The sequence below is a fragment of the Acetomicrobium hydrogeniformans ATCC BAA-1850 genome (assembly GCF_000160455.2).
In the GTDB taxonomy this organism is placed as follows: domain Bacteria; phylum Synergistota; class Synergistia; order Synergistales; family Acetomicrobiaceae; genus Acetomicrobium; species Acetomicrobium thermoterrenum.
The window spans coordinates 174,800-199,649 of record NZ_ACJX03000001.1; the positions used below are offsets into that span (position 1 = coordinate 174,800).

A 24,850-nucleotide genomic window follows, 5' to 3' on the forward strand; every position below is an offset into this window, starting at 1 on the left:
ATTAATTTTTCACATTTGAATATACGTAAGGAACGGCAGCGTAAAGGGCAGCAGCCTTCACCAGCTCATCCTTCCAGGTCAGCTCGTTTGGAGCGTGGGCCTGATCCTCGTGGCCCGGACCGAAGCCTATGCATGGAATACCGTAACGACCCATGATGGAAACACCGTTAGTGGAAAAGGTCCACTTGTCGACTATGGGATCTTCGCCAAAAAGCTTTTTATATGATTCGACCACGGTCCTGCAGGCAGGATGATCTTCTTCTACCACCCACGTTGGGAAATAGCAGTCCGTAGGATAGACCAACCCTTTCCAGGAGGGACGCGAGTAGGAATAAAGGGACACTTCAGCGCCGCAGTCCTTAACGGCAGGCAGCCTCCTAACCTGTTCCAAGGCTTCCTGCCAGGTCTCTCCCTTGGTAAGACGTCTGTCTATAGAAATGGTGCAGCTGTCGGCGACGGCACACCTCGACGGAGATGTAAAGAAGATCTCAGAAACGGTCAAGCTTCCCTTGCCCAAAAACTCGTCGTAGGCAAGGTTTTCATGAAGGGCCCTAAGCTCAAGGATAATGGGAGCCATCTTGTATATGGCGTTTATGCCCCTTTCAGGCGCGGAACCGTGGCAGGACACTCCTTTGGTCGTAACCTTTATCTCCATCCTCCCGCGCTGGCCCCTGTGGATCTTGCACGATGTCGGCTCGGTTATAAGCACGAACTCGGGCCTTATCTTGTCTTCCTCTATGATGTACTGCCAACACAATCCGTCGCAGTCCTCCTCCTGAACGGTCCCCGTTATGAGCACCGTGCAGTCGCCAAGCAGCCCAAGCTCTTTCATTATCTTTACCCCATAGACCATGGATGCCATTCCACCCTTTTGGTCGCTTGCGCCCCTTCCGCCGATGACTTGCTCGTCCTCATAACCCTTGTAAGGATCGAACTTCCAAAGGGATGGATCCCCCACATCCACGGTATCTATGTGAGCATCCATGGCAATCAGCTTAGGACCGTTTCCCACGTATCCCAGGACGTTTCCCATGGGGTCTATCTCCACCTTGTCGAAGCCCACATGTTCCATCTCCTGGGCTATCCTTTTTATCACCGCCTCCTCGCCTGAGCTTTGGCTTGGAAGGGCGATGATGTCCCTCAAAAACTTGCTTATGTTGGCCCTATAGCCCTCGGCCCTTGACAAAATTTCCTTGCTAAGTTCCACGTCAATCCCCCCTAACGGCAGATGCCTGAGTTTGGTTTTCAGTTAAGTTTTTTCAAGAGGCCTGTTTTCTCGTTAAACTGCTTTATCAGCTCGTCGATCTTTGGAGCCATATCGTGTATGCTGCCCCAGTAGTTGTCGTAATCGAACCACTGGGCGTTGAGCTCGTCGGCCGATTTGCCCTGCTGCTCGACCCAGGTGTAGTACTTGAGGTTGTGAATGCGGAACCTGTCGTAATAGGAAAGCTCGAGCATCCAATCGGAGGTCTGAGACAGCATGTGAACGTGGTGATCCTTTTCCGCCATGCGCTCGTCGTAAGGACCTTCGCGGTCGCTCATCTCTTGGATTCTTGAGCGGTACATGTCGGCAGAGTCGGTAAAGACAGTGAAAATCACCTCATGTTCCGTCAAACCGTAGTACTTTGCCATCTTCACGGCACCTATGACGTTGGCAATGCCGGAAATTCCAAGTAGGGACAATTTGTCGGTGACTTCCCTGGGAATGCCTATGGAGTTCAGGTACCTTTTTCCTGCCTCTTCGTTGAAAAGCCTGAGCAGGCGCAGGCAGGACTCGTCGTCGATATCGATGACCATATCTGTATTTTTTACGTTATGGATCCAGGGAACGTGCTTGTCGCCGATGCCTTCGATCCTGTGGTCCCCGAAACCGTTATAGAGGAGCGTCGGGCACTGCATTGCCTCGCCAACGGCGATCTTGCTGTCCGGGAAAATTGTCTTCATATAGTCGCCGCAACCCAGCGTCCCGGCCGAGCCGGATGTGAGCACGACGCCAAAGTACCTCTCTCCGGAAGCTGCCAGTTCGTTAACCACTTCTTCCATGGCATGTCCAGTGACCTCGTAGTGCCACAGGTGGTTTCCAAACTCCTCGAACTGGTTGAATACAACTACGTCATCTCTGGTGCGCTTTAATTCCCAGGTCTTGTCGAAGATCTCCTTGACGTTGCTTTCGCCTCCGGGCGTGGTTATGATCTCGCCTGCGACGCTTTTAAGCCATTCAAATCTCTCCCTGCTCATGCCTTCGGGAAGTATGGCGATGGAATCACACCCCAGTAACTGGGCATTGTAAGCTCCGCCCCTGCAGTAGTTTCCGGTAGAAGGCCAGACCGCTTTTTGGGAAGTCGGGTCGAACTGCCCTGTAACCAGACGCGGAACCAAGCAGCCGTAAGTTGCCCCGACTTTATGTGCCCCCGTGGGGAACCACTTACCGACCAAGGCCACTATCTTGGCCTTTACCCCAGTTATCTCAGGCGGCATGACGAAGTAGTTGACCTTGCCAAATGTCCCGCCCTTCTCCTTGGGCTCGTTCTTCCAAGTTATGCGAAAGAGGTTAAGGGAATTTACATCCCAAAGGCCCACACCTTTAAGCTTTCCCTTAATAGCTTGGGGAATCTTGGTCGGATCTTTCATTTGCTCGAAGGTCGGAAGGATGATGCCCCTCTCTTTCGCCCTCTCGACTGCTTTTTTCAATATCTCTTCGTTGATGGTAAGGTCTATCAATTTCGCTCTCTCCTTTTTGTTTATATTTATCTAATTTTTTTGATTCATAGATCCGAGAACTTGATTTACCGCTTCAAGCGTGGGTTCGACGAGGAAAGGACTGCCTGCAGCCTTTTTTGCGCTTTCGGAATCCTTCAGGCCGTTTCCGGTAACTATTACTGCCACACGCTCATTGCTGCCCAGTTTGCCTGTATGGGCATACTTAAGCAACCCCGCAAAACCCGTAACGCCTGCGGGCTCGCCAAACACTCCGCTGGTGCGGGCCAACAACCTCATAGCCTCAAGTATCTGGTCGTCCGACACAGCGACCATATCGCCACTCGATTTTCTGACAGCTCTAAGAGCCTTTGCCCAGTTTCGCGGTTCGCCCACGGCTATGCTGTCGGCCAACGTATTGGTGGGTTCCTTTTCGATGACGTTTTTGCCTTCTTTAAAGGCCTTATATATGGGACAAGCGCCTTCTGCCTGAACGCCTATCAGCTGAGGGATACGACTTATCAGCCCTATTTGTTTTAAGTCGTAAAAGGCCTTGTAAAAGCTGCTTATTATGCAGCCGTCGCCTACCGAGACGAACACCTTGTCGGGCAGGTCGAAGGACAGCTCCTCGGCCAGCTCCAGCCCGCAGGTCTTTTTGCCCTCCACCAGATAGGGATTGATGGCGCTGTTTCTGTTGTACCAACCGTAAGCATCTATGGCCTTCACGGCGAGCTTAAAGGCATCCTCGTAGGTGCCTTTTACCAAAAATACCTTGGCCCCGTAGATCAAAAGTTGGGTCACCTTGTTTACCGGAGCCTTTTCGGGCACGAATATGTAGCAGTCAAGCCCTGCGACGGCAGCGCATCCTGCCAGAGAGCTTGCGGCGTTACCGGTAGAGGCGCACGCTATGGACGTAGCGCCCTTTTCTCTGGCCTTGGCCACACCTACAAAGCTCGCCCTGTCCTTGAATGATGCCGTTGGGTTCCTTCCGTCGTCTTTTATTAAGACCTGTTTAATGCCCAGCTTTTTTGCCCAATAGGTGCTTTCGTAAAGAGGTGAACAGCCGACTTTCAGGTTTGGGAAAAAGGTCGGATCATTTATGGGAAGAAGCTCTATGTAGCGGGAGATGCTTCTTTCTTTATTTCCGGCTAAAGCCTCGGGCGTAAATTTCCGCCTCACATCATCGTAATCGTAGAATACGTCCAGGGTGCCATCGGGCCCGCAATCAGGACAGGTAAAGACGTCGCTGTTCGGGTCGAATTCCCTTCCGCAAAGCACGCACTTTAGTTTATCCGCTGAAGCCACGATCATTACCTCCTAATCTTTTATCTTTGAATTGTAAAAACTACGAAGCATCGAGATAGGACACTGCTATAGCCATATATCCCTGAGTAGCCTTGACAAGCTGCTCTATGTTCACTCTTTCGTCTTTTGTATGGGCCAGCTGTTCCTTGGATGGTCCGAAGCTAATCGTGGGGATGCCTTTAATCCCACCGTAAAAGCAGCCGTTCGTCCCAAACCCGGATTCGGAAAGGGAGGGCTCCATACCCAGGTAGTGCAACCCTCTCAAGGCCCTTTCGATCAATTCTTCGTTTTCTCCGAAAAACCAACCCGGGGCGAAATGCTTCACCTTGATCCTCTTTCCCGTAAAACACTGCACGTAATCCTCAGCCACCTTTACGTCGGCCTGGATATCCGGGTCTATGTCACGTGCCAAAGATATCAGGCGTGCCACTTCTTCCACTACACTGCTTTCCGCCTCTCCGGCCAAAAGCCTCCTGTCGAAGGTGGCCACGCAGTTGTCGGGCAAAACGCTCGTTCCCATGGATGGGGCGGTTGACAAATCGGTCAGGACCATTATCCCGTCTCCGAGTAAGTAGTGGCGGGGCGGCAGGAAATGCTGCTTTATAAACGTGAGGAGAAAGACCATCTTTTCAGCTGCATTGACACCTGAAAGAGGGAAAGAGGTGTGAGCGCTTTTTCCTTGGGCTTCGATGACAATTTCCGCCCTTCCTCGTTGGCCCCTTTTGATGTTTAAATTAGACGCTTCTCCGATCACAACGCCGTCGGGCTTGAAGATCTCGTATACTTTAGACGAAGCTACACCTTCGGCAACCTCTTGGTTGACGACGCAAGCGACGGCAAGTTCGCCATAAAGAAAATCGGAGCACTTTTTAAGTTCACTGCCGGCGATTATCATCGCGGCCAGGCTGCCCTTTGCGTCAACCGATCCCCTTCCGCAGATATGGCCGTCGATTACCGTCCCCCCGTAGGGGTAAAAGGACCACTCAATGGCATCGCTAACGCCGACGTGATCCATTTGCGCCTCAAAGAGAAGGCGCCTTCCTCCGGGATTAAACGCAATCTTTCCTACGACGTTTCCCATCTCGTCAATAATTACCTCATCGTAACCAAGCGACAGCATGAGGTCGTGGATAAAATAGGCGATCCTTTCCTCCCTGCCTGACGTACTGGGGATGGATATCAACTTGGAACATAACTCGGTTATAGTTTGAGGTGAGACCTGTCCCGCAATCGCTTGAACGGTTTCCTGCACCAATACACTAACCTCGCTATTATGGGAATCATTTGTTGATTTTTATTATAACTGATATTCTATAAGTTACAATTAATAAATATTTTTGATATACTTTAGGCATGTCTTATACAAATGATAAAGGGAGAGATGATGAGATGACCCTACAACAGCTAAAGACCTTTCTCGCCGTTTGCGAGGAAATGTCCATAACGCAGGCTGCCTTCAAACTTTTTATCACTCAGTCGGCCGTAAGCCAGCAAATAAAGGCTCTGGAGGAAGAATTCGATATTAAACTTTTCGAAAAAAGGGGCAGGCGTCTTTGCATTACAGCGGAGGGCAAGATTTTCCGGGATAGCGCCAAGGAGATCGTTGAAAATGCAGAGCTTATAGTAGAAAAGCTCAAGGCCAGCAAAAGCCTGGAGGTGGGGAAATTAAACATGGCCAGCACCCATCATTTGGCACAGTATCTTCTAATGAATCCTCTCTTGGAATTTCATAAAAGCTATCCAAAAATAGACCTGTCCCTCCACACTCTCGATGCTAGCGAGATAAAATCCGCCGTCGAATCCAAAACAGTTGACATTGGCTTCATGCCCGACGGAGCTGCCGTCTTTTCTCCTCACTTAAGAATTACTAAAATATACGAAGATCGCATGGCCTTAATAGCCTGGCCAGGACATCCGTGGCGAGAAGAGGAAAAAATAAAGCCATCGCAATTGTCAGGGGAGCCCCTTGTATTCGCATCTACGCCCTCAAGCATTAACGAGATAGCCCTCGCTTTTTTGAAACGACATCACATACATATCGATACCGTTATTGACGTCGGTAACATCGATCTTCTAAAGGAAGCGGTGAGACATCGTGTGGGAGTGGCACTGACGAGCAAGCTCGCGGTCCGGGAAGACATCAGCCAGGGAAGCCTTATCGAGCTTCCCCTTTCGGGAATCGATGAATTGAGCTTTAATTTCCTCATGCTAACCCACAAAGAAGAAGAACCGAGCTATCCCTCCTGGGCCTTTCAAAAAATCTTGAAGGGATATCTGCCCTAATTAAAAATTGTTATAATTATGCCGTAAACATGGTTATTACAACCCTTTACCGCCACGTGGAGGTAAAATTAGATGAGGAAACACAAGATAAAGATATTCATGGAAAAACCCTACACGGCAACATGCTGAACATCTTACCAGTATCGGGACGAGGAAATGCAAACCTTCTCCCGAAGGGCCGACCGTGAGTCGGTAGGAGCTTTGCTGCGAAATCTGCACTTTAATTTTAATGATGCCTTTGAGGTAGATATCATCGACCCGCGATGTTTGTTGTGGTTTTTCGATTTCATCAAATACAAAGTCAGAACAACTGAACCCACCTGGGTTTTGGACGGAAAAGTCATATACAGAGGCATCCCCGCGTGGGAGGAACTCGAAAAAATACTGCGCGATACCTGCCAAGACCTATTTAAGGATACAGCTGTAAAGGGACCTTCGAGCTAATTCGCGAAACCAAACAGCCTGGGCAAGAACAAAGTTCAGTGTAATCTTCCTGATATTTTGATATACTCAAATCGCTGTTACAAAGAATTTTTAATCCATAAACCACTTCTATCACCGTTAGGAGGAATGGCGATGCAGAAACCGCTAATAGGCATAGTGATGGGGTCGAACTCAGATGCAGAGCGCCTAAAGGGCGCTTTTGAAGTATTGAAGGAATTGGAAGTTCCTTTTGAAGTCACGATAGCTTCAGCTCACAGGACTCCAAAGGACGTGGCAAACTACGCTAAAAAGGCAAAGGATCGGGGTATCAAGGTAATTATAGCCGCAGCCGGGCTTTCGGCTGCTTTGCCGGGTGTTTTGGCCGCCCACACGACGCTTCCCGTCATAGGCATCCCGTTGGAAGTCGGCCCATTAAAGGGTATGGACGCCCTGCTCGCCATGGCTCAAATGCCTCCGGGAATACCAGTCGCGACCGTGGGAATAGGACAGGCCATCAATGCTGCCCTCCTTGCGGTTCAAATTCTTTCCCTTCAAGACCCCTCATGTAGCAAAAAGACCGCCCAATACCGGGAGAAGGCATCAAAGAAAGTATCGACGGCACGAGACGCTTTGACCGAGCTTCCTAAAGCTCCGCCAGAGGCATTTTTAGACTAAGACCTTTTATTCAAAAACTGGCCTACACCCTCATCGGCGCAGGCCAGTTTTTTCGCCATACCCTACAAATATCTTTTAAGCCCAAGGATTGCTCAGTTCCGGATAAAGCGGGAATCGGTGGGCAAGCTCCTTGACCTCGCGGTAAACCTTTTCTTTTTCGCTTTCGTTGTCGGGATTGGACAAGGCTCTGTCGATTAGGTCGGCTACGAGCTCCATCTCCTTTTCTTTCATTCCCCTGGTCGTTAAAGCAGGAGTTCCTATGCGAATGCCGCTTGTCACCATCGGCTTTTCGGGGTCAAAGGGGATCATGTTCTTGTTTACGGTGATGCCCACACTTTCCAGGACTTTTTCGGCTTCCTTGCCCGTTATATTTTTGCTCCTCAGATCCACAAGTATCATGTGGTTATCCGTGCCTCCCGAGACGAGCCTGAAGCCTCGCTCGCTAAGCCCCTTAGCCAAAGCCTTTGCGTTGGCAACGATCTGCTGGGCGTACTCCTTGAATTCAGGTTGCATGGCCAGATGGAAACATACCGCTTTGGCTGCTATAACGTGCATGAAGGGACCGCCCTGGATGCCCGGGAAGACAGTTCGATCCAGCTGCGCACCATATTTTTCTTTGCAGAGGATCAAGGCGCCCCGCGGACCGCGCAGTGTCTTATGGGTAGTCGTGGTCACAAAATCTGCATAAGGCACAGGGCTGGGATGGGCGCCTCCTGCGACAAGCCCGGCTATGTGGGCCATGTCGACCATCAAAATTGCGCCCACTTCCCGGGCTATATCGCTGAAACGTTTGAAGTCAATGAAACGCGGATAGGCACTTGCGCCAGCGACAATCACCTTGGGTCTGTGTTCCTTGGCCAAAGCCTCGACGGCTTCGTAATCTATAGTCTCCGTATCGGGCTTAACTCCATAGGGGACGATCTTATACCATTTGCCCGTAAAGTTCAAAGGATGCCCGTGCGAAAGGTGACCTCCCTGATCCAGGTTCATGGCAAGGAGCGTATCTCCCGGCTCCATCACCGAAAAATAGACGGCCATGTTGGCCTGCGTTCCCGAGTGGGGCTGAACGTTGGCATGCTCCGCCCCGAAAAGTTCACACGCCCGCTTTATGGCCAATTCTTCGATGTTCTCCACATATTCGCAACCGCCATAGTATTTTTTATGGGGGTATCCTTCTGCGTATTTATTGGTAAGTACCGAACCCTGGGCTTGAAGGACCGCCAATGAGACGAAGTTTTCCGAAGCAATGAGCTCCAATCCGTCGCGTTGTCTGGATAATTCGCCTTCCATCATCCCGCAAACCGTGGGATCCGCCTGGGATAACGATGAGATCAAGCTCTTTTCTATCATTTTTCTCCTCCTTGACAAAGGCTTTTGTTCTGCTGTTCCACGAGGACAGCAGTGTGCACTTTACATATTATTTTAGAGCTTTATTCTTTAAGAAGCAATTCAATATACCTTTCGTTCTACATAATAAAAAACTTATGACTATGACTTGCCTAAAAATCAGCCCCCGCACTTCAACAAAAAAAGGGTAAAATCGATCACAAAAAGGTTATAAGGATTATATCGGGGAGGAAAAGAATAATGACAAAAGACGAATTTGCAAAATATATCGATCATACGAATTTAAGTCCTAAGGCTACGCATTCGGATATAAAAACTTTATGCGAGGATGCCCTTCGATACAACTTTGCCGCCGTTTGCGTAAATCCCTGTAGAGTGGGCTTTGCAGCATCGTTTCTTGAAGGTTCTAGCGTAAAAGTCGCTTCCGTTGTGGGTTTTCCCTTGGGGGCAACCTTCACTGAGGCCAAAGCACTTGAAACTAAATATGCCCTAAGAAGCGGCGCATCCGAGATAGATATGGTCATAAATATCGGAGCCCTGAAGGATGGGGATGACAATTTTGTCATAAAAGACATCTCCGCCGTAGTAAAAGCTGCTGACGGCGCTACGGTAAAGGTTATACTTGAGTGCTGTTATCTGACGGATGAAGAGAAAGCGAGAGGCTGCCGGCTGTCGGTCAAAGGGGGAGCAAATTTCGTCAAAACCTCTACAGGATTTGGAAGCAGCGGAGCAACGATAGAAGATGTGAAGATCCTTCGCGAAAATGTACCAGCAAACATAGGAGTTAAAGCCGCCGGAGGAATTCGCGATTTTAAAACCGCTTACGCTTTTATAAAAGTTGGTGCAACCAGGATAGGAACGAGCAGCGGGCCTCAAATAATGTCCTCTTTTGATCCTTTGGTTTAAGAATTGCCGGTTACAGTCGCCATTTAAAATATGCCTGTAACCGGCAATTTTAAGTTAAAACTTGGTGCTTTTGTTAATATAAGCTACTCTTTTTTGGCATAAACGGGCTCCCGCTCTGGATTTAACCTCAATTGATTTTCGTAATCCCTGAAAACTTTGACGACCATTCCCGAGAGACAAATGATCCCAACGAGGTTGAGCAGGGCCATCAAACCGTTGAAGAAATCGGCCAATTCCCATACCAGAGGCACGGAGCTGACAGCTCCAAATATTATCATTCCCAAAACCGCGAGCCTGTAAATTAAAAGCATAATATTGCTGCCGGGCCCGGAAAACAAATACATCAGATTGCTTTCTCCGTAGTAGTAATTGCCCAATATCGATGTCCAGGCAAAAAACATAAGAGCTATACTGATGAAGTAGGGACCCCATGAGCCCACGACCGTCTGCATGGAAGTTTGGGTCAGCTCAACTCCGGTAAGCCCGCTGGAAAGCTGTCCTGAGAGCAGAATGAACATTGTAGTGGCCGAACATACTATTATAGTATCGACGAAAACACCGAACATGGCGATAAAGCCTTGGCGCGCGGGATGTTTTACCTCGGCTGTAGCATGGGCATTCGGAGTGGAACCCATGCCAGCTTCGTTGGAGAAAAGCCCCCTCGCCACTCCATATCTTAAAGCCTGTGCCACGGTATGTCCCATTATGCCGCCGGCGACCTGCCTCACCCCAAAGGCGCTCTTGAAGACGAGAGAAATAATGGCAGGTATTTCCGTAATATTCATTATCATGGTAACCAAGGCAATGGCAATATACATAATCGCCATAAAGGGAACTACAATTTCTGCAACCTTCGCTATCCTTCTCAGACCTCCGAATATTACCACTCCGGTTATTATTGCCACGACTATCCCAAGGTAAAGTTCGATGTTTGCCGTTGAAGATTCCTTCAGAAAAGCACCTCTTACTCCTGCAACGATCGAGTTACACTGCACCGCATTGAATACGAAGGGCATGGCCAGGATGATGCTTATAGCAAAAAGGATGCCCATCCACTTTTGCCCAAGGCCCTTTTCCAAGTAATAAGCCGGTCCGCCACGATATGTCCCGTCTGCGTTTTTAACCCTGAAAAGCTGGGCCAGGATGGCTTCGGCAGAAATTGTAGCCATGCCTACCAAAGCTGTGATCCACATCCAGAAAACGGCTCCGGGCCCTCCTGAGACCAAGGCAGTCGCAACTCCGGCAATGTTACCCGTACCCACTTGCGCTGCCAAACCAGTGCAGAGGGCCTGAAAGGAAGAAATGCCCTTCTCCTCCGCTTTTCTGCTTCCCAACAACACCTTAAACACATGTCCTATATGGCGTATTTGAGGGAAGCCCAGGCGAACCGTGTAGAAAACCCCCGTTCCTATCAATAGCCATATCATCAAACTACCCCATAAAATTCCATTCGCCGCCTTTACAAGCTCCATCAACAAAGCCAACACCTCCGAAACTTAAGATAAATGACATAAACGCCGCTTTTTTATTTTAACTACTACGAAAATTTGAGCAACTTTTTGACTGTATACAACCACTAAAACAGGCGAGATCGTGCTTCTATTTTTAGAATAGATCTCTTGCAGTAAATTAAAATAGGTTGAGGCATGATCTGATATACTATTTATATGGGTGACTTCACTGCATTTATAAAAGGGCTGGAAAATAAGAAGGTGCTGGGTATAAACCCTCCTGTCTTCGATTTTGCCTTTTTCGACTTCTGGGCAAAACCACTGGGATTGTTATACATTCTGGAATACCTTCGTCGCAGGGGCAATACCGTAAATTTGATCGACTGTATTTACGAGGGAAGGGATAAACCTAAGTCATACGGACGCTACAAACCCAAAAGAAGGGAAATAGGAAAACCCCTACCCTACAAGGCCATCCCCCGTCGGTTTTATCACTTTGGAATGACGAAAGAAGAGCTGGAGGAAAGGCTTTCCGCGATAGAGCCTCCCGATATTATCCTCATAACCTCCGGCATGACCTATTGGTATCTTGGCGTAAAATGGTGTATCGAAATCGTAAAAGGCATTTTTCCCGATGTACCTTTGCTGTTGGGTGGCATATACGCCCAACTATGTCCCGATCATGCACAAGGTCTTGGCGCAGACGGAGTCCAAACAACGCCGCTCGGCGTGCCCTTCTTCCGTCCTGCATTGGATTTGTACGACGCTCCAGAGTACGGGATTACGATTACCTCCATCGGTTGTCCTTTAAACTGCAAATATTGCGCCTCCAAAAGGCTTTGGCCAAAATACAGGAAGCGCAACGTTGACGAAGTTATTGACGAGATATCCTTTCAAGCCGGCATGCGATCCGTTGGAGATATCGCCTTTTACGACGACGCGCTCTTACTGGACAAGGAAAGACACTTCTATCCCCTATGCGATGAACTCAAAAAAAGGCATGGCCACCTGCGTTACCACACCCCAAACGGATTGCACGTGAGGGAGATCGACGAAGTTTGTGCCCGCTATCTTTACGAAACAGGCTTTAAAACTATACGGCTAAGCCTTGAAAGCACCGACCCTTCAATACAAAAAGCGGGCTCTGACAAGGTTCATGATGATCAATATATAAGGGCCGTAGAAAACCTGCTTAAGGCAGGTTACACTCACGAGGACATAGAAACCTATATTCTGGTGGGCCTTCCCGGACAGAAATACGAGGCTGTAGAGAGGGCAATCCTTTTTGTAAAATCCCTAGGTGCGACAGTCAAGCTAGCGGAATACTCTCCCATACCCGGAACGCCCATGTTCGACGAATGTGCCAAGATTTTTCCTCTACTGAAAGAAGATCCTCTATACCAGAACAACACCGCCTATTGCGGGTATATGACACCCGATATAACACAAATAAATCTGCAAAGGCTAAAAAATCTGGCCAAGATTAAAATAAGGGACGGGGTGAAGGCTTCCATTAGACGCGACGACCCGCCCCTGATTTAAAATCTTTCTAGCCTTTTTGGTTTGAGCTTATAGGCTCCTTTTCTAAAGAAGCCTCACATTGGCATGCGGGCTTTTTTGACCCATGGACCTGTTTCCACGTAACAACGGGCAACCCCCAAATGTTTATGAAGCCTACAGCAGCAGAGTGATCAAAGCTATCTCCCGTCGAATAGGTGGCTAGATCGTCAACGTAGAGAGAATTGGGGGATTTAAGGCCAACTACCGTGCTTTGTCCCTTATACAACCTAACCCTTACGACTCCATTGACGACCTTTTGCGCCTGATTGAAGAAGGCATCTAACGCATCCCTCAGGGGCGAAAACCAGTAGCCCACGTAAGCCAGCTCGGCGTATTTCAACTCCAGGTCAGCCTTAGCAGCTATTACATCCTTCGCCAGGGTCATCTTCTCCAATGCCTTTTTGGCCTGAAGCAACACAACAGGCGCTGGGCATTCGTACACTTCCCTGCTCTTAAACCCAACAAGCCTGTCTTCGATCATATCTATTCGTCCCACTCCATGTTTACCGGCTATCTCGTTCAGCTTAGCGATCAGAGCAACGCCGTCCATCTCCTCGCCGTTCAGGGCTACAGGCAGGCCTTCTTTGAAGGTTATCTCCACGTATTCCACTTCATCGGGAGCATCCCAGGGATCCGCCGTGAGCTTAAAGGCATCGGACGGCGGTTCTGTCCAGGGATCCTCAAGAGGACCGCATTCGATGGAACGTCCCCATAAGTTCTCGTCAATGCTGTATGGGCTTTTCTTTGTGACGGGAACGGGGATTCCATGTTCTTTGGCGTAATCTATCTCGTCATCCCGGGAGAAGTGCCAATCCCTCACCGGTGCGATTACCTTAAGATCGGGCTTCAGGGCCCTTGTGCAAATTTCTATGCGGACCTGGTCTTGACCCTTTCCCGTACAACCGTGTGCAACGGCGACAGCTCCCTCGATCTCAGCGATTTTTGCCAAATACTTGGATATCAGAGGCCTAGAAAGCGCTGACGTCAAGGGATACGTTCCCTGATACATGGCATTTGCCTTCAGTGCAGGCCATACAAAATCCTGGACAAACTCCTCCTTGAGATCCATAACATAGGCATTACAAGCACCGGTCAGAAGAGCCCTCTCCTTGCAGGCCTCCAAATCGACTACCTGTCCGACGTCTGCAGTAAAGGTTACGACATCATACCCTTGATCCATGAGCCACTTTATAGCGACTGAAGTATCGAGCCCTCCACTATAAGCTAAAACCACTTTACCTTTATACATTACAATTCCTCCTTTAATAAAATATATTCATAAATAAAAAAGGCCCGTCCCACTTAAGGGACGAGCCTTTAATTGCCCGCGGTGCCACCCTTTTTGGCTAGGACCTTTTGGTCCTGCCCTCTTGCCGGCCTTTTGTCGGAGGCCACCCGAGTTCCTACTTGGTTTTAACCTTTCTTCGGAACTGGCTCGGGGACTCTCTTCGGTCCGGCTTCACTCGAGGAACGCTCTCAGCTTATGCATCCCCTCTCTGTCGACGAGCACAGACCTACTCTTCCCCTCATCGCCCTAATATCGGACAACTGAGCGGAACAAGGTCTTATACGTCTAGCTCGTCTTATTCGGAGAGATGCTAACATCAACATTCCACGCTCCTCAGTGAACTTTAGGTTAGTTAACCAAATATTATAAGATTTGTCAATAGCCATTAGCTAAATTTACAGAGATTTTATCAATCCTTCTTTCATGAGAAGTTTCGTCGTCTCCTGGGCAGCCTTTATCCTTTCTTCCGCCATCTTGACCAGATCGTCTCTGGACGCGGTGAGTTTCGCCACTCCCTGTTCGATTGCCTTGACACCCACCGACGCAGCGACCTCGGGGTATACCCACGTCCGATCCATTGTCGGGATCAAGTATTCCTCGCTCATTCCTATCTTCTCGGCACATTCCGACAGGGTCTTTGCAGCAGCTATACACATTTCGTCCGTTATGACCGATGCCCTGACGTCAAGCGTTCCTCTGAAAACCGCAGGAAAGATTAAAGAATTATTTATCTGGTTGGGAAAATCCGACCTTCCCGTGGCCACTATCCTGGCTCCTGCTTCCTTTGCCTCCCACGGCCATATCTCCGGCACAGGATTGGCGCAAGCAAAGAGCATGGCATCTTTTGCCATTTTGGCCACCCATTCTTTTTTCACGACGTCCGGGCCTGGTTTTGTATAGCAAAAGACAGCATCGGCGCCTTCGAAGACCTTCTCCGGTCCGCCGCTTATCCCCTGAGGGTTGGTTAATTGGGCGAGATGGCGTTTAACATCGTATTTTACGTCCTCAAGGTCCGTTCTGTCAGGGTGAAGCACTCCCCTGCTATCCGCTATAAGTATGTTTTTGGGATCGACCCCTGCACTTATGAGAATTCTTATCGTGGCCACGTTTGCAGCTCCGCAACCGAAAAAACCTACTTTTATATCTTCGATTCTCTTCCCCGTTATCTTAAGTCCGCTGTACAAGCCAGCGAGGTTAACGGCAGCCGTTCCCTGCTGATCGTCGTGCCATACGGGTATCTTGCAATCCTTTCTCAGTTCGTCAAGTATGTAAAAACACTTTGGTTGAGCTATATCTTCAAGGTTTATCCCTCCGAAGGCAGGAGTTAAATTCTTGACCGTCTCGATGAATTTGTCGGGGTCCTTCGTATCAAGGCAGATGGCCACGGCGTCCACGCCGCCAAGGTACTTAAAGAGCATGCACTTTCCTTCCATGACGGGCAATCCAGCTTCGGGACCTATATCACCCAGGCCCAATACTCGCGTTCCGTCCGTAACGACGGCTATTGTATTCCCTTTATTGGTAAACTCATAAGCCAAATCAGGGTTTTTCTTTATCTCCTTGCAGGGCTCCGCTACACCGGGAGTATACCATATTGCGAAATCGGAGACATCTCTGATGCAGCACTTTGGTACGGTCTGCATCTTTCCTTGATAATATCGATGTAGCTTAACAGCTTCCTCTGCAGGCTTTTTGGCCCTTTCTAGCATTTCGTCCTTAGTTAAATCCATTAACTTCACCTCACAACCTTTGCGACTTTTTGTTTTGTATGTAAAAAGCTAGTTTGAAAGCACGGGAACCGTCAGGCTGCCGTAAGGCATTAATATATAGCTTGGTTGATCGTATTTGTCTTCGACATATTTTATAGCTTCATCGACTGAGCCCATTTTACGCATAAACAACCCCTTTGTCTCCTCTTCGGATAGGGAAGAAATCAAAATAATTTCCTTATCGTTTGCCACCTTGCAAATTCCGTAGGCCTTATGACCGCCCATGGCAAAGTTTTTCTTTATCCGCTCTATAACATCGCTCGGTTTTTTGGCTTCACGCATCCACTCCTCGAAGGTCCGTTCTCCGTAACCCTGAGAGCATTCAGCGACCAAGATAATGGTTCCACCTGTCTTCGTCGCTTTATCAGCATGGTCAAGAGCCTTCTGTGCTTGATAGACATTGATGTCCCTCGGGTAACCGCCTGCGCTGGCTATGGCGACGTCTGCCTTTCTTGCTATGGGAACCTCATACATCCCCGACGAGACCGAGACACCCTCATACCAGGCATCTTCCAAATCTCCCGCAACGATCTTGACTATCTCCTTTTTGCTGTTTGTAACTACGTTTAAAATAAAATCCACGCCAACGAGCCTAGCTGCCTCGATCATCTCAAGGCTTACGGGGTTTTGCCTTATCGACGGAAGGTCGTCCATGAGATAGACCATGCGAGAGTGATTCTTTTCTATCGATTCTCTCCCTGCTACCCCCGGCAAAATGCTTTTCCTGCCGCCGGAGAATCCAGCAAAATAATGAGGCATTATTACGCCTAAAGTTATAAGAAAGTCAGCTTCCACAACCAACCTGTTAATTTTGAGACTCAATCCTGTAGAAAGATTGCCCATTTCCACAAGTGCGGAATCATCGTCTGCGCAATGTGACACGAATCGACACTTATTCACCAGGTCTTTGCCATAGACCTCCAAGTCCTGTTCGCGAGTATGGGGATCATGAATTCCAGTAGCCGTGAGAAAAGTGATCTGGTCATCACTCAACCCGCAGTCATGCATGACCTCAAGCAGAGGGGGTAGCAGACTTTCGTAGGGCGTAGGCCGAGTAATATCGTTGACTACGATAACCACATTTTTCGGCTTCTTGGCTGAGACCAGGTCAGCCAAAGGACGGGTCCCAACTGGGTTTTTTAAAGCCTCTTTTACGGTATTTAACGGATCTGATATGCCGGGTTTTTCGTTGGGCTCTAACGTTTTGATTATCCTGTTTTGATCGACATCAAAGGCAATTTCCGATTTACCGTATTTCATCTGCATCAACATATAGGATCACCTCTTATTTAAAAAAGAAAGCCTTCGGGAAAGAATATATATAAGTACTTGGTAAAGACGTAATATATTACGAATACGCTCCCAATGGCCACTGCCAGAGATATGGCTGAAATTTTTAAATTGCGCTCACTGCTGAGAAACCACTGAATTGCCCACATGGACACAACGCTGGCGACAAAAAATCCGATGTAACTTGCGGAAAGAACCCACACTAACGACCATATCATCGTAGCAGCCATGTATTTATTTATATCTTTTAAAAAAGGTTTCACGTATTGAGGCTTTACTTTTGCTTTGACGATCATCACTACACCTAAAAATGCCAATAAAGCAATGATGACCTTTGGAAACATTAATCCAAACTTCGTAAAGTCTCCCTTCTGAAGCCAAAAAATACCGGCAAAAGCAAGCATGATCAATCCGCCGTATAAATCGGAATTTAACATCATAAGGCAGCCCTCCTTCTCCTACGAGCTGCATAAATCGGCCACAGAGCCGAAATTACGGATATTACTATCAAAACTATGGATATTGGCCTTGTAAAAAATACGAGCCACGGCGTTCCCGGGAACATACTGTTTCCCATTAAAAAACCCTGAACCAACCCCTTCTCGGCTATTGGCCCCAACACCAACCCCAATACCACTGGCCCGGGGCTAAATCCTAAATTAGAAAGGACATACCCTAGATATCCGCTGGCAAGCATGAAAATGACGTCCATATAGTTATTTCTCACTGCATAGGAACCAACGATAGTAAGAAGGAGTATTGCCGGAACCAGCACTCTTACGGGCAACCGCATTATAATCTGATAGAACAAAACGCCGGCAAACATGCCTATTAATACTGTCAGAGCCATAGCAACGAAAAAGGACATCATAAATGTATATGTAATTTCAGCATGTTTAGTAAAAAGCTCCGGCCCGGGATTTAATCCTTGAATCATCAGAGCCCCATAAACAACTGCTGCTACAGGAGATCCGGGAACTCCAAGCGTGAGAAGGGGCACGAAAGAGCCCATAATAGTAGCCTTATCGGCAGACTCGGTGGCAACTATTCCCTGGGGATTGCCCTTTCCAAAACTCTCAGGATCTTTGGACGCTCTTTTTGTCTCGTTATAGGCAATTAAATTAGCTATATTGCCACCTGCTCCCGGTAAAATCCCCACGAATAAGCCTATTATTGCAGAACGCACTAAATTAATCACGTCTGCAAAGGCATTTTTAAACCCCTTATAGATCACTTCCCTGTATCCGCCGCCCGCATGACCTATATTGGTGCTTTTCAAATAAGAACCGACAGGGTCTTTTGCCATCTTGAATATCTCGGGTATGCAGAAGAAACCTATCAACACGGAAATGAGTTCCACTCCCCCTTGGAAGGAAGCTATTCCGAAGGTAAATCTCACGTCTCCGCCAACGGGAGCGATACCGATGGTGCTTATGAGCAGTCCAAGCACTCCTCCTGCGATGCCCTTCAGCAAAGAATCACCGGAAAGTCCGGCAATTATAGTTAGACCGAAAATGCTCACCCAAAAATATTCCGGCGGGCCAAACTTCAACGCAATTTTAGCTAAAGGCAGGGAAAAAGCGATCAACCCTATCGTCCCGATAAAGCCTCCCACAAGGGAAGCGAAGGCGATAGTAAACAAGGCTTCCTGCGCTCTTCCCTGCAATGTCATAGGGTAACCGTCAAAACACGTGGCAATGGATGAAGGTGTCCCCGGCGTATTTATCAAAATTGCCGGAAACGCTCCACCATATATGGCCGCGCAATATACTCCGCTCACGCATATAAGCCCCATAATGGGGTCCATGGCAAAAGTAAAGGGAACAAGTATCGCCACAGCCATGGTGGCCGTAAACCCAGGCAGGGCTCCGGCCATCATGCCCAGCGGTATGAGCAGCGTCATAGCAATGATGTTCTTAATAGAAAGGACATTAAGAAAAGCTTCTAAAAATATATCCATCGTACATTTCCCCCCTCCCAGATTTACAAGCCACCATCGAAGAAATACTATTTCATCTCTAATTTATCCAATATGCTTTTGTAGTACTCCACACGATCTTCCACAAATTTCTCCGATTCCTCAGGCCCATAAAATACCATCTGAAATCCCATGGCTTCCATCTTCTCTTTGAATTCTGGCGTTTCGTTTACTTGCTTGAAAGCATCGGCCAATTTGTTAACTATTTCATCGGGCGTCTTTGGTGGCACACAAATGCCTCTGTAAGCACCTTCGACATAGTCATATCCAAGCTCTTTAAATGTAGGAACATCGGGGAATATTGAAACCCTTTCTTCCGTTGCTACAGCCAAGGGGCGCATCTGCTCTCTGTAATTTGCGACCATCGTAGTATAGGTCATCAGTCCGGTGACATGGCCTCCCAAAAAAGCAGGAACCGCATCTCCCGATCCGGTAAATGGTATATACGTCGTCTCTATTCCGGCAGCCTCGTTAAATTCAACTGTCCCCAGGTGGTTTGCGCTATAGCTTCCGCTTCCTCCCAAGGTTATTTGTCCGGGGTGCTCTTTGGCGTATTTTACGAAGTCTTCTAACGTTTTAAATTGACTGTCCACTGGAACGACGAGTACGTTGGGCGTTGCTTCGAACCAACAAACTGTCTTTAAATCGGTGGTCTTATAACCAGTGTCCTTGCGTTGAAGCGGCTGAAGGATTATATGAGGTATATTATGACCGACAATCGTGTAACCGTCTGGTCTCATTCGCGGCACTTCAGACCACGCAACGGCTCCGCCTCCGCCGATCTTGTAGGTGATTATGATCTGCGTTCCGAGAACTTTCTCCAAATAGGGCTGCTGTGCTCTAGCGGTGATATCCGACTCTCCTCCTGGGTTAAAGGCTATTACATAAGTAATCGGCCTTTCCGGGTACGCTGCTTCCGCCATCATTCCAAAAACGCCAAATACCGCTACGAAAAGCAAAACAATCGCAAGACCTGCCATGAAACGCTTCATTTCTTATCCTCCTCCTTTTTATTTGATGCAATGATATAGCTTATACAAATACGACCGGACCCATCACCTCTCCTCCGTCTTCGACTTATAAAGCGGTATGACGCCTCCCGCTTCAAAAATTTCCAAAATATGGTCAGAAAAAGGTACAAATCTGGCTTCATAACCGTTCGAAAATGCTGCCCTACCTTCTCTCACATCTACACTCACACTGAGTCCGTCTTGTATTTTCGAAAGGTCAAGATCGGGTATCTCTACAACACAAAGCCCACGATTGATGGCATTTCTATAAAAAATCCTGGCAAAAGACTTGGCTATGACTGCTTTAACGCCTGCAGCAAGCAGGGTAATAACTGCATGTTCGCGGCTAGAGCCACATCCGAAATTTTTTCCGGCCACAATGATGTCTCCCGGCTTGACCTTCGAGGGAAAGGCTTCGTCTGCTCCTTCCATTGCGTGTTTTGCTATATCCTGAGGTTCCGTAAGCTCCAAATACCTGCCGGGATAGATCTGATCCGTATCGATGTTGTTTCCGAAGATATGCACTACTCCTTTTATAGCGTCCATGGCCATTCCTCCCTAAAGAATTTTGCGAGGATCGGTAATCCTGCCGCTGATCGCAGAAGCCGCTGCCGTAGCGGGAGAGACAATGTAAATAGAAGCCTGCGTGCTTCCCATGCGACCGGGGAAGTTTCTGCTCGAGGTAGATACGCAGACGTCTCCGGGGGCAAGAACGCCTTCGTGCGCACCAAGACAGGGACCACATCCGGGGGTAACAAAAACCGCTCCAGCATCCATGAGGGTTTGAACGTAACCCAGCTTCAGGGCATCTTTAAACACCTTCTTGGAAGCGGGAATAACTATACAGCGAACGTTTTTAGCTACACTTCTGCCCTTCAAAATTTCCGACGCCACTTTGATGTCGTTCAACCTGCCGCCCGTACAGGTTCCTATGAACACTTGAGTTACGGGTGTCCCCTCAACTTCCTCCACATTTGTTACATTGTCGACACTTCCCGGTAAGGCTATTTGGGGTTTTAGGTCGTTTACATCTATATGGTGTACTATCGAATAAGTAAAGCCTTCATCAGTGGTCAACACATCGAAATCTTCTCTTTTTGCGCCCATTGCTTCCAAAAATCCAAACGTTATCTCATCGGGCTGTATATAAGCTGTCTTAGCGCCCATCTCCACAGACATGTTGCAAAGCACAAACCGCTCGTCCATCTCCATGGAGGATAAAGTTGAACCTGTGAACTCTATGGCCTGATAAATGGCAGCATCCTGTTTTAACTTCCCTAAAACATGGAGTATTACGTCCTTTGCCATGACAGGAAAAGATGGTTTTCCATCGAGATTAATATTGACGATTGAAGGCACTTTAAACCATAGTCTGCCCGTCAAGAGGATAATGGCCAAATCCGTGGCTCCTACACCGGTCGCAAAGGAACCGAGAGCTCCAAGCGTCGTGGTATGGGAATCCGTCTCTATGACCACTTTCCCGGGACCCACCAAGCCGCTTTCGGCCAAGAGTTGATGACAAACACCTTCGCCTATGTCGTAAAGCATGTTAATTCCCATTTTTTCGCAAAATTCTCTCATTTGCTTCTGATTATCTGCTGCCTTTATGGTAGGGGGCGGGGAGTAGTGATCGAAGACAAAAGCCACCCTTTCAGGATGCGCAACTTTCTTTCCTCCCATTTCGTAAAAGGACTTTATTACTTGAAGATAAAGGTCGTTAACTTCTGCTAAATCTACTTCGGCCTCGACAATCTCACCTGTCTTGACGCTACTTTTACCGGACGCTTTGGCTAACAGTTTTTCAAGCGCGTGCATGTAGCTCATCCTCCTTCGCATGACCGTTTAATGGAACAAAAAATTGCAGCCCAAGTGATTGGGTAAACCGATAAATACGCTCCTGTGATATAAAAACGTGTTCATAGGCTCTTCTTTCGGCTTCAGCTGCATTTCCCTCTGCTATAGCATCGACGATACCTGCATGTTCCATCCAGATTTCCTTGGGCCATTTTTCAAAGGGCATGGGTGCCTTTTCTCTTGGAAAGGAAGAGACATTGCGTTCATATAATCTAATGATCCCTTCATGTATCCTACATAAGACATCATTGTGCGAGGTTGCTACAACAATGGCATGAAAGATAGAATTCCACTTTTCGCCCAATAACGCTTTGTCAGACCTGTCTTCTTTAAAAAGCTCTTCAATTTTGAAAATGGTTTCTTTAAGTTTTTCTATATCCGATTGTGTTCTTCTTTTCGCAGCAATTGCCGCTGCCTTGGGCTCAATTATCAATCTGGCTTCAAATACTTGGGGCAGGATATCGAGAGGCCAATCCACCAAAAAGGACAGCGGCAGCGAAATTTCGCTCCACGCCTTTTCTTTTATAAATATACCCTGCCGATCCCGAACCTCAATTATGCCGAAGGCCTCGAGCATCGCCAGGGCTTCTCTTATCAAAGGGCGTGTGACCTGAAACATATTTGCCAGCTCGCGCTCGCTCGGCAGTTTATTGTCCCTGCCCAGCTTGTTTTCTTTTATCTGATCGTAAATACTAATTGCCAATTCTTTCCTCGTCATTTTCACACCTCGAAATCTGGTATTCCAAGGTAGTCCAACTGGTTTTTTCTATTTTGCCACGTACTTTTTGATCAGTCAAGTAATTGGAAAATATTACACCACTCTCTTTTCAGGAATTGCTAACATCTTCACATTTTCTCCCAAATAAAAGAAATCCTGAAAGTAAACACGAAACTGCTTGACAATATCCCTGATAAAGGGTAAATTTTTAATGAAGTTAGGCTTATCTAATAAAGAGAGGCGATGCAAACTATGAATCGTTTTGTATATCTAGATCACTCAGCAACGACGCCCGTGGACCAAAAAGTCCTGGAGGCGATGCTACCCTTCTTCTCCATGGACTTCGGAAATCCAAACAGCCTTCATGCCTGGGGAAGAAAGGCAAGGCAGGCGGTCGACCAAGCAAGAGACGAAGTTTCCCGGCTGATCAATGCCGAACCCTCTGAGATCATATTTACAGGTGGAGGCAGCGAAGCCGATAATATAGCCATAAAGGGCGTTGCCTTAGCAAAAAAGGACAAGGGGCGCCACATAATAACCTCGGCGATAGAACATCACGCCGTATTGGACACATGCAAATGGCTCGAAAAAGAGGGCTTCGACATCACCATCCTTCCCGTAGACGAATACGGCACGATAAGGCCCGAGGAGTTGAGAAAAGCTATTCGGCCCGACACTATACTGGTTACTATTCACTTTGCAAACAACGAGATAGGAACGGTCCAACCAATCGAACAGTTGGGGAACATATGCCGCGAGCAGGACGTGCTGTTTCATACAGACGCAGTTCAAGCAGCGGGACACATCCCCATAGACGTCAAAAAACTTCCAATAGATTTGATGACCATGGCGGCACATAAGATGTACGGTCCAAAAGGAGTCGGGGCCTTATACATCAAAAAGGGAGTTAAAATCGTTCCTCTGATTCACGGAGGAGGCCAAGAGAGGGGATTGCGCTCGGGTACTGAAAATACGGCCGGAATAGTCGGTTTCGGCAAGGCTGCTGCTTTAGCCTCAGACAGGCTTGCCAAGGGCGAGCCAGAAAAGGAAAGAAATTTGCGCGATCGGCTGATAGACGGAATCTTGGAGAAAATTGAAGATGCGATGCTCACAGGCCACAGAACGGAGCGCCTGCCCTTCCACGCGAGCTTCTGTTTCCATTACATTGAGGGAGAATCCTTGCTTTTGCGTCTGGATGCCCTAGGGATCGGGGCAAGCAGCGGTTCGGCCTGCACATCGGGCAGCCTTGAGCCAAGCCATGTCTTGCTAGCCATAGGGTTGCCTCACGAGATAGCCCACGGTTCTTTGAGGCTTACCCTTGGGAAGGACACAAGCGAGGAAGACATAGATTACGTATTGGAAAATTTGCCAAAAGTAGTAGAGTCGTTAAGGGTAATGTCTCCTTACGGCAAAAGGGGGTAATATGTGATGTATACGGAAAAGTTAATGCAACTTTTCATGAATCCTAAAAACGTCGGAAGAATTGAAGATGCCGACGGCATAGGAGAGGTTGGAAATCCCGTCTGCGGAGACGTTATGAAGATCTATCTGAAGATAGAAGACGACCGCATAGTAGACGTGAAATTTGAGACCTTCGGATGCGCGGCGGCCATTGCAACAAGCTCCATGGTTACTGAGCTTGTTAAGGGCAAAACGATAGAGGAAGCTTTGAAGGTGTCAAACAAAGACGTTGCCGAAGCGCTTGGCGGACTTCCGCCGCAAAAAGTCCACTGTTCATTGCTTGCCGAAGAAGGCATTAAAGCAGCTGTAGACGACTATCTGGCGAAAAAGGGCAATACTAAAAGGGAAGCGAGCGAAACAAAGCAATGTGCGAAGGCATAGTGTGGGCGGTCTGCCTTTCAAAGAAAAAGGGCACCGTCAAAGAAGATGTAGGCGAAGCCACTCTTATCGAAGGAATGGGCCTTGAAGGCGATGCTCATGCCGGTTTCATGCACAGACAGGTGAGCTTACTTGCCCTGGAAGACATAGAGAAAATGCGGGAAAAGATGCCAAATTTAGGGCCGGGCAGTTTTGCGGAAAACATAACGGTGAAAGGCCTCGATATGGACAGCCTGTCAATCGGAGACAGGATAAGCGTCGGCGAAACCCTGCTCGAGGTCACGCAGATCGGCAAGGAATGTCACAGCAAATGCGAAATTTTCAAAATAACCGGAGATTGCATAATGCCCAAAAAGGGAATCTTCTGTGCAGTCATTAAGGGCGGCCGCGTCAAGAAAGGCGATGTCGTAAAAAAGGTCAAGAAATAACTTTAGAAATAGCGTTATAAAACAAACAG

Annotated in this window: 23 protein-coding genes; 8 read left to right on the forward strand and 15 right to left on the reverse strand. The window is 48.0% G+C overall.

The genetic code is table 11. The features are described from left to right. Position 1 precedes the first annotated feature (1 nt). The 4 genes from HMPREF1705_RS00910 to HMPREF1705_RS00925 are packed head-to-tail and all read right to left on the reverse strand — an operon-like array spanning position 2 to position 5,254. Complete coding sequence (locus tag HMPREF1705_RS00910; protein WP_009200595.1) at positions 2 to 1,207, reverse strand: YgeY family selenium metabolism-linked hydrolase; 1,206 nt, start codon at positions 1,205 to 1,207, stop codon at positions 2 to 4. A gap of 38 nt (positions 1,208 to 1,245) precedes the next feature. Then, positions 1,246 to 2,721, reverse strand: coding sequence for a pyridoxal-phosphate dependent enzyme (locus HMPREF1705_RS00915; protein ID WP_009200594.1), 1,476 nt, complete (start codon positions 2,719 to 2,721; stop codon positions 1,246 to 1,248). A 30-nt stretch (positions 2,722 to 2,751) separates the two neighbouring features. Continuing rightward, positions 2,752 to 4,008: a threonine synthase gene (gene thrC / locus HMPREF1705_RS00920; RefSeq protein WP_009200593.1), complete on the reverse strand. Its 1,257-nt coding sequence runs from the start codon at positions 4,006 to 4,008 to the stop codon at positions 2,752 to 2,754. Positions 4,009 to 4,042: 34 nt separating this feature from the next. After that, positions 4,043 to 5,254, reverse strand: a complete 1,212-nt coding sequence (locus HMPREF1705_RS00925; RefSeq protein WP_009200592.1) for a YgeY family selenium metabolism-linked hydrolase — start codon at positions 5,252 to 5,254, stop codon at positions 4,043 to 4,045. Between the two features lie 137 nt (positions 5,255 to 5,391). On the opposite strand from HMPREF1705_RS00925, the gene HMPREF1705_RS00930 reads away from it, so the two are divergent. The 3 genes from HMPREF1705_RS00930 to purE all read left to right on the forward strand — a co-directional run bounded on the left by HMPREF1705_RS00930 (position 5,392) and on the right by purE (position 7,383). Continuing rightward, the gene (locus tag HMPREF1705_RS00930; protein WP_040347831.1) at positions 5,392 to 6,285 is read left to right on the forward strand and encodes a LysR family transcriptional regulator; all 894 of its coding nucleotides are present in this window, start codon (positions 5,392 to 5,394) and stop codon (positions 6,283 to 6,285) included. Positions 6,286 to 6,441: 156 nt separating this feature from the next. Further along, positions 6,442 to 6,729: a hypothetical protein gene (locus HMPREF1705_RS00935; RefSeq protein ID WP_009200590.1), complete on the forward strand. Its 288-nt coding sequence runs from the start codon at positions 6,442 to 6,444 to the stop codon at positions 6,727 to 6,729. Positions 6,730 to 6,861: 132 nt separating this feature from the next. Continuing rightward, positions 6,862 to 7,383 (forward strand): 5-(carboxyamino)imidazole ribonucleotide mutase, encoded by a 522-nt coding sequence (gene purE, locus HMPREF1705_RS00940; protein ID WP_040347828.1) that lies wholly within the window; start codon positions 6,862 to 6,864, stop codon positions 7,381 to 7,383. A gap of 75 nt (positions 7,384 to 7,458) precedes the next feature. On the opposite strand, the gene HMPREF1705_RS00945 is transcribed toward purE, so the two are convergent. After that, entirely contained in the window at positions 7,459 to 8,733 is a 1,275-nt protein-coding gene (locus HMPREF1705_RS00945) for a serine hydroxymethyltransferase (protein WP_009200588.1), read from the reverse strand. Positions 8,734 to 8,970: 237 nt separating this feature from the next. Between HMPREF1705_RS00945 and deoC the strand changes: the two genes are divergently transcribed. Then, complete coding sequence (gene deoC / locus HMPREF1705_RS00950) at positions 8,971 to 9,636, forward strand: deoxyribose-phosphate aldolase (protein ID WP_009200587.1); 666 nt, start codon at positions 8,971 to 8,973, stop codon at positions 9,634 to 9,636. A gap of 83 nt (positions 9,637 to 9,719) precedes the next feature. Here deoC and HMPREF1705_RS00955 read toward each other — a convergent pair whose 3' ends face one another. Then, positions 9,720 to 11,108: an alanine/glycine:cation symporter family protein gene (locus HMPREF1705_RS00955; protein ID WP_009200586.1), complete on the reverse strand. Its 1,389-nt coding sequence runs from the start codon at positions 11,106 to 11,108 to the stop codon at positions 9,720 to 9,722. A 240-nt stretch (positions 11,109 to 11,348) separates the two neighbouring features. Here HMPREF1705_RS00955 and HMPREF1705_RS00960 point away from each other — a divergent pair, with 240 nt between their 5' ends. Further along, positions 11,349 to 12,629 carry a B12-binding domain-containing radical SAM protein gene (locus HMPREF1705_RS00960; RefSeq protein WP_242603490.1) on the forward strand — a complete coding sequence of 427 codons (1,281 nt, stop codon included), beginning with the start codon at positions 11,349 to 11,351 and terminating at the stop codon, positions 12,627 to 12,629. A gap of 7 nt (positions 12,630 to 12,636) precedes the next feature. Here HMPREF1705_RS00960 and HMPREF1705_RS00965 read toward each other — a convergent pair whose 3' ends face one another. The 9 genes from HMPREF1705_RS00965 to HMPREF1705_RS01005 form a co-directional block, all read right to left on the reverse strand. Then, complete coding sequence (locus tag HMPREF1705_RS00965) at positions 12,637 to 13,896, reverse strand: argininosuccinate synthase (RefSeq protein ID WP_009200584.1); 1,260 nt, start codon at positions 13,894 to 13,896, stop codon at positions 12,637 to 12,639. Between the two features lie 434 nt (positions 13,897 to 14,330). Then, entirely contained in the window at positions 14,331 to 15,665 is a 1,335-nt protein-coding gene (locus HMPREF1705_RS00970; RefSeq protein ID WP_009200583.1) for an NAD(P)-dependent malic enzyme, read from the reverse strand. A gap of 48 nt (positions 15,666 to 15,713) precedes the next feature. Beyond that, positions 15,714 to 16,976, reverse strand: a complete 1,263-nt coding sequence (locus tag HMPREF1705_RS00975) for a nickel-dependent lactate racemase family protein (RefSeq protein ID WP_009200582.1) — start codon at positions 16,974 to 16,976, stop codon at positions 15,714 to 15,716. A 17-nt stretch (positions 16,977 to 16,993) separates the two neighbouring features. Next, positions 16,994 to 17,434: a tripartite tricarboxylate transporter TctB family protein gene (locus HMPREF1705_RS00980; RefSeq protein WP_009200581.1), complete on the reverse strand. Its 441-nt coding sequence runs from the start codon at positions 17,432 to 17,434 to the stop codon at positions 16,994 to 16,996. Beyond that, positions 17,431 to 18,954, reverse strand: coding sequence for a tripartite tricarboxylate transporter permease (locus HMPREF1705_RS00985; protein ID WP_009200580.1), 1,524 nt, complete (start codon positions 18,952 to 18,954; stop codon positions 17,431 to 17,433). Before HMPREF1705_RS00985 ends, HMPREF1705_RS00980 begins: the two co-directional genes overlap by 4 nt. Before the next feature lie 47 nt (positions 18,955 to 19,001). Then, positions 19,002 to 19,964 (reverse strand): tripartite tricarboxylate transporter substrate binding protein, encoded by a 963-nt coding sequence (locus HMPREF1705_RS00990; RefSeq protein ID WP_009200579.1) that lies wholly within the window; start codon positions 19,962 to 19,964, stop codon positions 19,002 to 19,004. Positions 19,965 to 20,027: 63 nt separating this feature from the next. Further along, positions 20,028 to 20,528 (reverse strand): LeuD/DmdB family oxidoreductase small subunit, encoded by a 501-nt coding sequence (locus tag HMPREF1705_RS00995; protein ID WP_040347826.1) that lies wholly within the window; start codon positions 20,526 to 20,528, stop codon positions 20,028 to 20,030. Positions 20,529 to 20,540: 12 nt separating this feature from the next. Continuing rightward, positions 20,541 to 21,797 (reverse strand): 3-isopropylmalate dehydratase large subunit, encoded by a 1,257-nt coding sequence (locus HMPREF1705_RS01000; protein WP_009200577.1) that lies wholly within the window; start codon positions 21,795 to 21,797, stop codon positions 20,541 to 20,543. Then, complete coding sequence (locus tag HMPREF1705_RS01005; protein ID WP_009200576.1) at positions 21,784 to 22,554, reverse strand: FadR/GntR family transcriptional regulator; 771 nt, start codon at positions 22,552 to 22,554, stop codon at positions 21,784 to 21,786. The genes HMPREF1705_RS01000 and HMPREF1705_RS01005 overlap by 14 nt, the downstream gene beginning before the upstream one ends. A gap of 252 nt (positions 22,555 to 22,806) precedes the next feature. On the opposite strand from HMPREF1705_RS01005, the gene nifS reads away from it, so the two are divergent. The 3 genes from nifS to HMPREF1705_RS01020 are packed head-to-tail and all read left to right on the forward strand — an operon-like array spanning position 22,807 to position 24,821. Continuing rightward, entirely contained in the window at positions 22,807 to 23,976 is a 1,170-nt protein-coding gene (nifS, locus tag HMPREF1705_RS01010; protein WP_083489939.1) for a cysteine desulfurase NifS, read from the forward strand. 6 nt (positions 23,977 to 23,982) lie between these two features. Beyond that, positions 23,983 to 24,396 carry a Fe-S cluster assembly scaffold protein NifU gene (gene nifU, locus HMPREF1705_RS01015; protein WP_009200573.1) on the forward strand — a complete coding sequence of 138 codons (414 nt, stop codon included), beginning with the start codon at positions 23,983 to 23,985 and terminating at the stop codon, positions 24,394 to 24,396. Beyond that, the gene (locus tag HMPREF1705_RS01020) at positions 24,381 to 24,821 is read left to right on the forward strand and encodes an MOSC domain-containing protein (protein WP_009200572.1); all 441 of its coding nucleotides are present in this window, start codon (positions 24,381 to 24,383) and stop codon (positions 24,819 to 24,821) included. The genes nifU and HMPREF1705_RS01020 overlap by 16 nt, the downstream gene beginning before the upstream one ends. The last annotated feature ends 29 nt before the right edge of the window (positions 24,822 to 24,850 follow it).

Bases quoted from the DNA above. Each gene is read 5' to 3' on its own strand.
- purE (WP_040347828.1), top strand. From the start codon at position 6,862: ATGCAGAAACCGCTAATAGGCATAGTGATGGGGTCGAACTCAGATGCA.
- HMPREF1705_RS00980 (WP_009200581.1), bottom strand. From the start codon at position 17,434: ATGATGTTAAATTCCGATTTATACGGCGGATTGATCATGCTTGCTTTT.
- HMPREF1705_RS00970 (WP_009200583.1), bottom strand. From the start codon at position 15,665: ATGGATTTAACTAAGGACGAAATGCTAGAAAGGGCCAAAAAGCCTGCA.
- HMPREF1705_RS01020 (WP_009200572.1), top strand. From the start codon at position 24,381: ATGTGCGAAGGCATAGTGTGGGCGGTCTGCCTTTCAAAGAAAAAGGGC.
- HMPREF1705_RS00985 (WP_009200580.1), bottom strand. From the start codon at position 18,954: ATGGATATATTTTTAGAAGCTTTTCTTAATGTCCTTTCTATTAAGAAC.
- HMPREF1705_RS00965 (WP_009200584.1), bottom strand. From the start codon at position 13,896: ATGTATAAAGGTAAAGTGGTTTTAGCTTATAGTGGAGGGCTCGATACT.
- HMPREF1705_RS00935 (WP_009200590.1), top strand. From the start codon at position 6,442: ATGCAAACCTTCTCCCGAAGGGCCGACCGTGAGTCGGTAGGAGCTTTG.
- nifS (WP_083489939.1), top strand. From the start codon at position 22,807: ATGAATCGTTTTGTATATCTAGATCACTCAGCAACGACGCCCGTGGAC.
- deoC (WP_009200587.1), top strand. From the start codon at position 8,971: ATGACAAAAGACGAATTTGCAAAATATATCGATCATACGAATTTAAGT.
- HMPREF1705_RS00945 (WP_009200588.1), bottom strand. From the start codon at position 8,733: ATGATAGAAAAGAGCTTGATCTCATCGTTATCCCAGGCGGATCCCACG.
- HMPREF1705_RS00930 (WP_040347831.1), top strand. From the start codon at position 5,392: ATGACCCTACAACAGCTAAAGACCTTTCTCGCCGTTTGCGAGGAAATG.
- thrC (WP_009200593.1), bottom strand. From the start codon at position 4,008: ATGATCGTGGCTTCAGCGGATAAACTAAAGTGCGTGCTTTGCGGAAGG.
- HMPREF1705_RS00955 (WP_009200586.1), bottom strand. From the start codon at position 11,108: ATGGAGCTTGTAAAGGCGGCGAATGGAATTTTATGGGGTAGTTTGATG.
- HMPREF1705_RS00990 (WP_009200579.1), bottom strand. From the start codon at position 19,964: ATGAAGCGTTTCATGGCAGGTCTTGCGATTGTTTTGCTTTTCGTAGCG.
- nifU (WP_009200573.1), top strand. From the start codon at position 23,983: ATGTATACGGAAAAGTTAATGCAACTTTTCATGAATCCTAAAAACGTC.
- HMPREF1705_RS01000 (WP_009200577.1), bottom strand. From the start codon at position 21,797: ATGCACGCGCTTGAAAAACTGTTAGCCAAAGCGTCCGGTAAAAGTAGC.
- HMPREF1705_RS01005 (WP_009200576.1), bottom strand. From the start codon at position 22,554: ATGACGAGGAAAGAATTGGCAATTAGTATTTACGATCAGATAAAAGAA.
- HMPREF1705_RS00995 (WP_040347826.1), bottom strand. From the start codon at position 20,528: ATGGACGCTATAAAAGGAGTAGTGCATATCTTCGGAAACAACATCGAT.
- HMPREF1705_RS00975 (WP_009200582.1), bottom strand. From the start codon at position 16,976: ATGTTGATGCAGATGAAATACGGTAAATCGGAAATTGCCTTTGATGTC.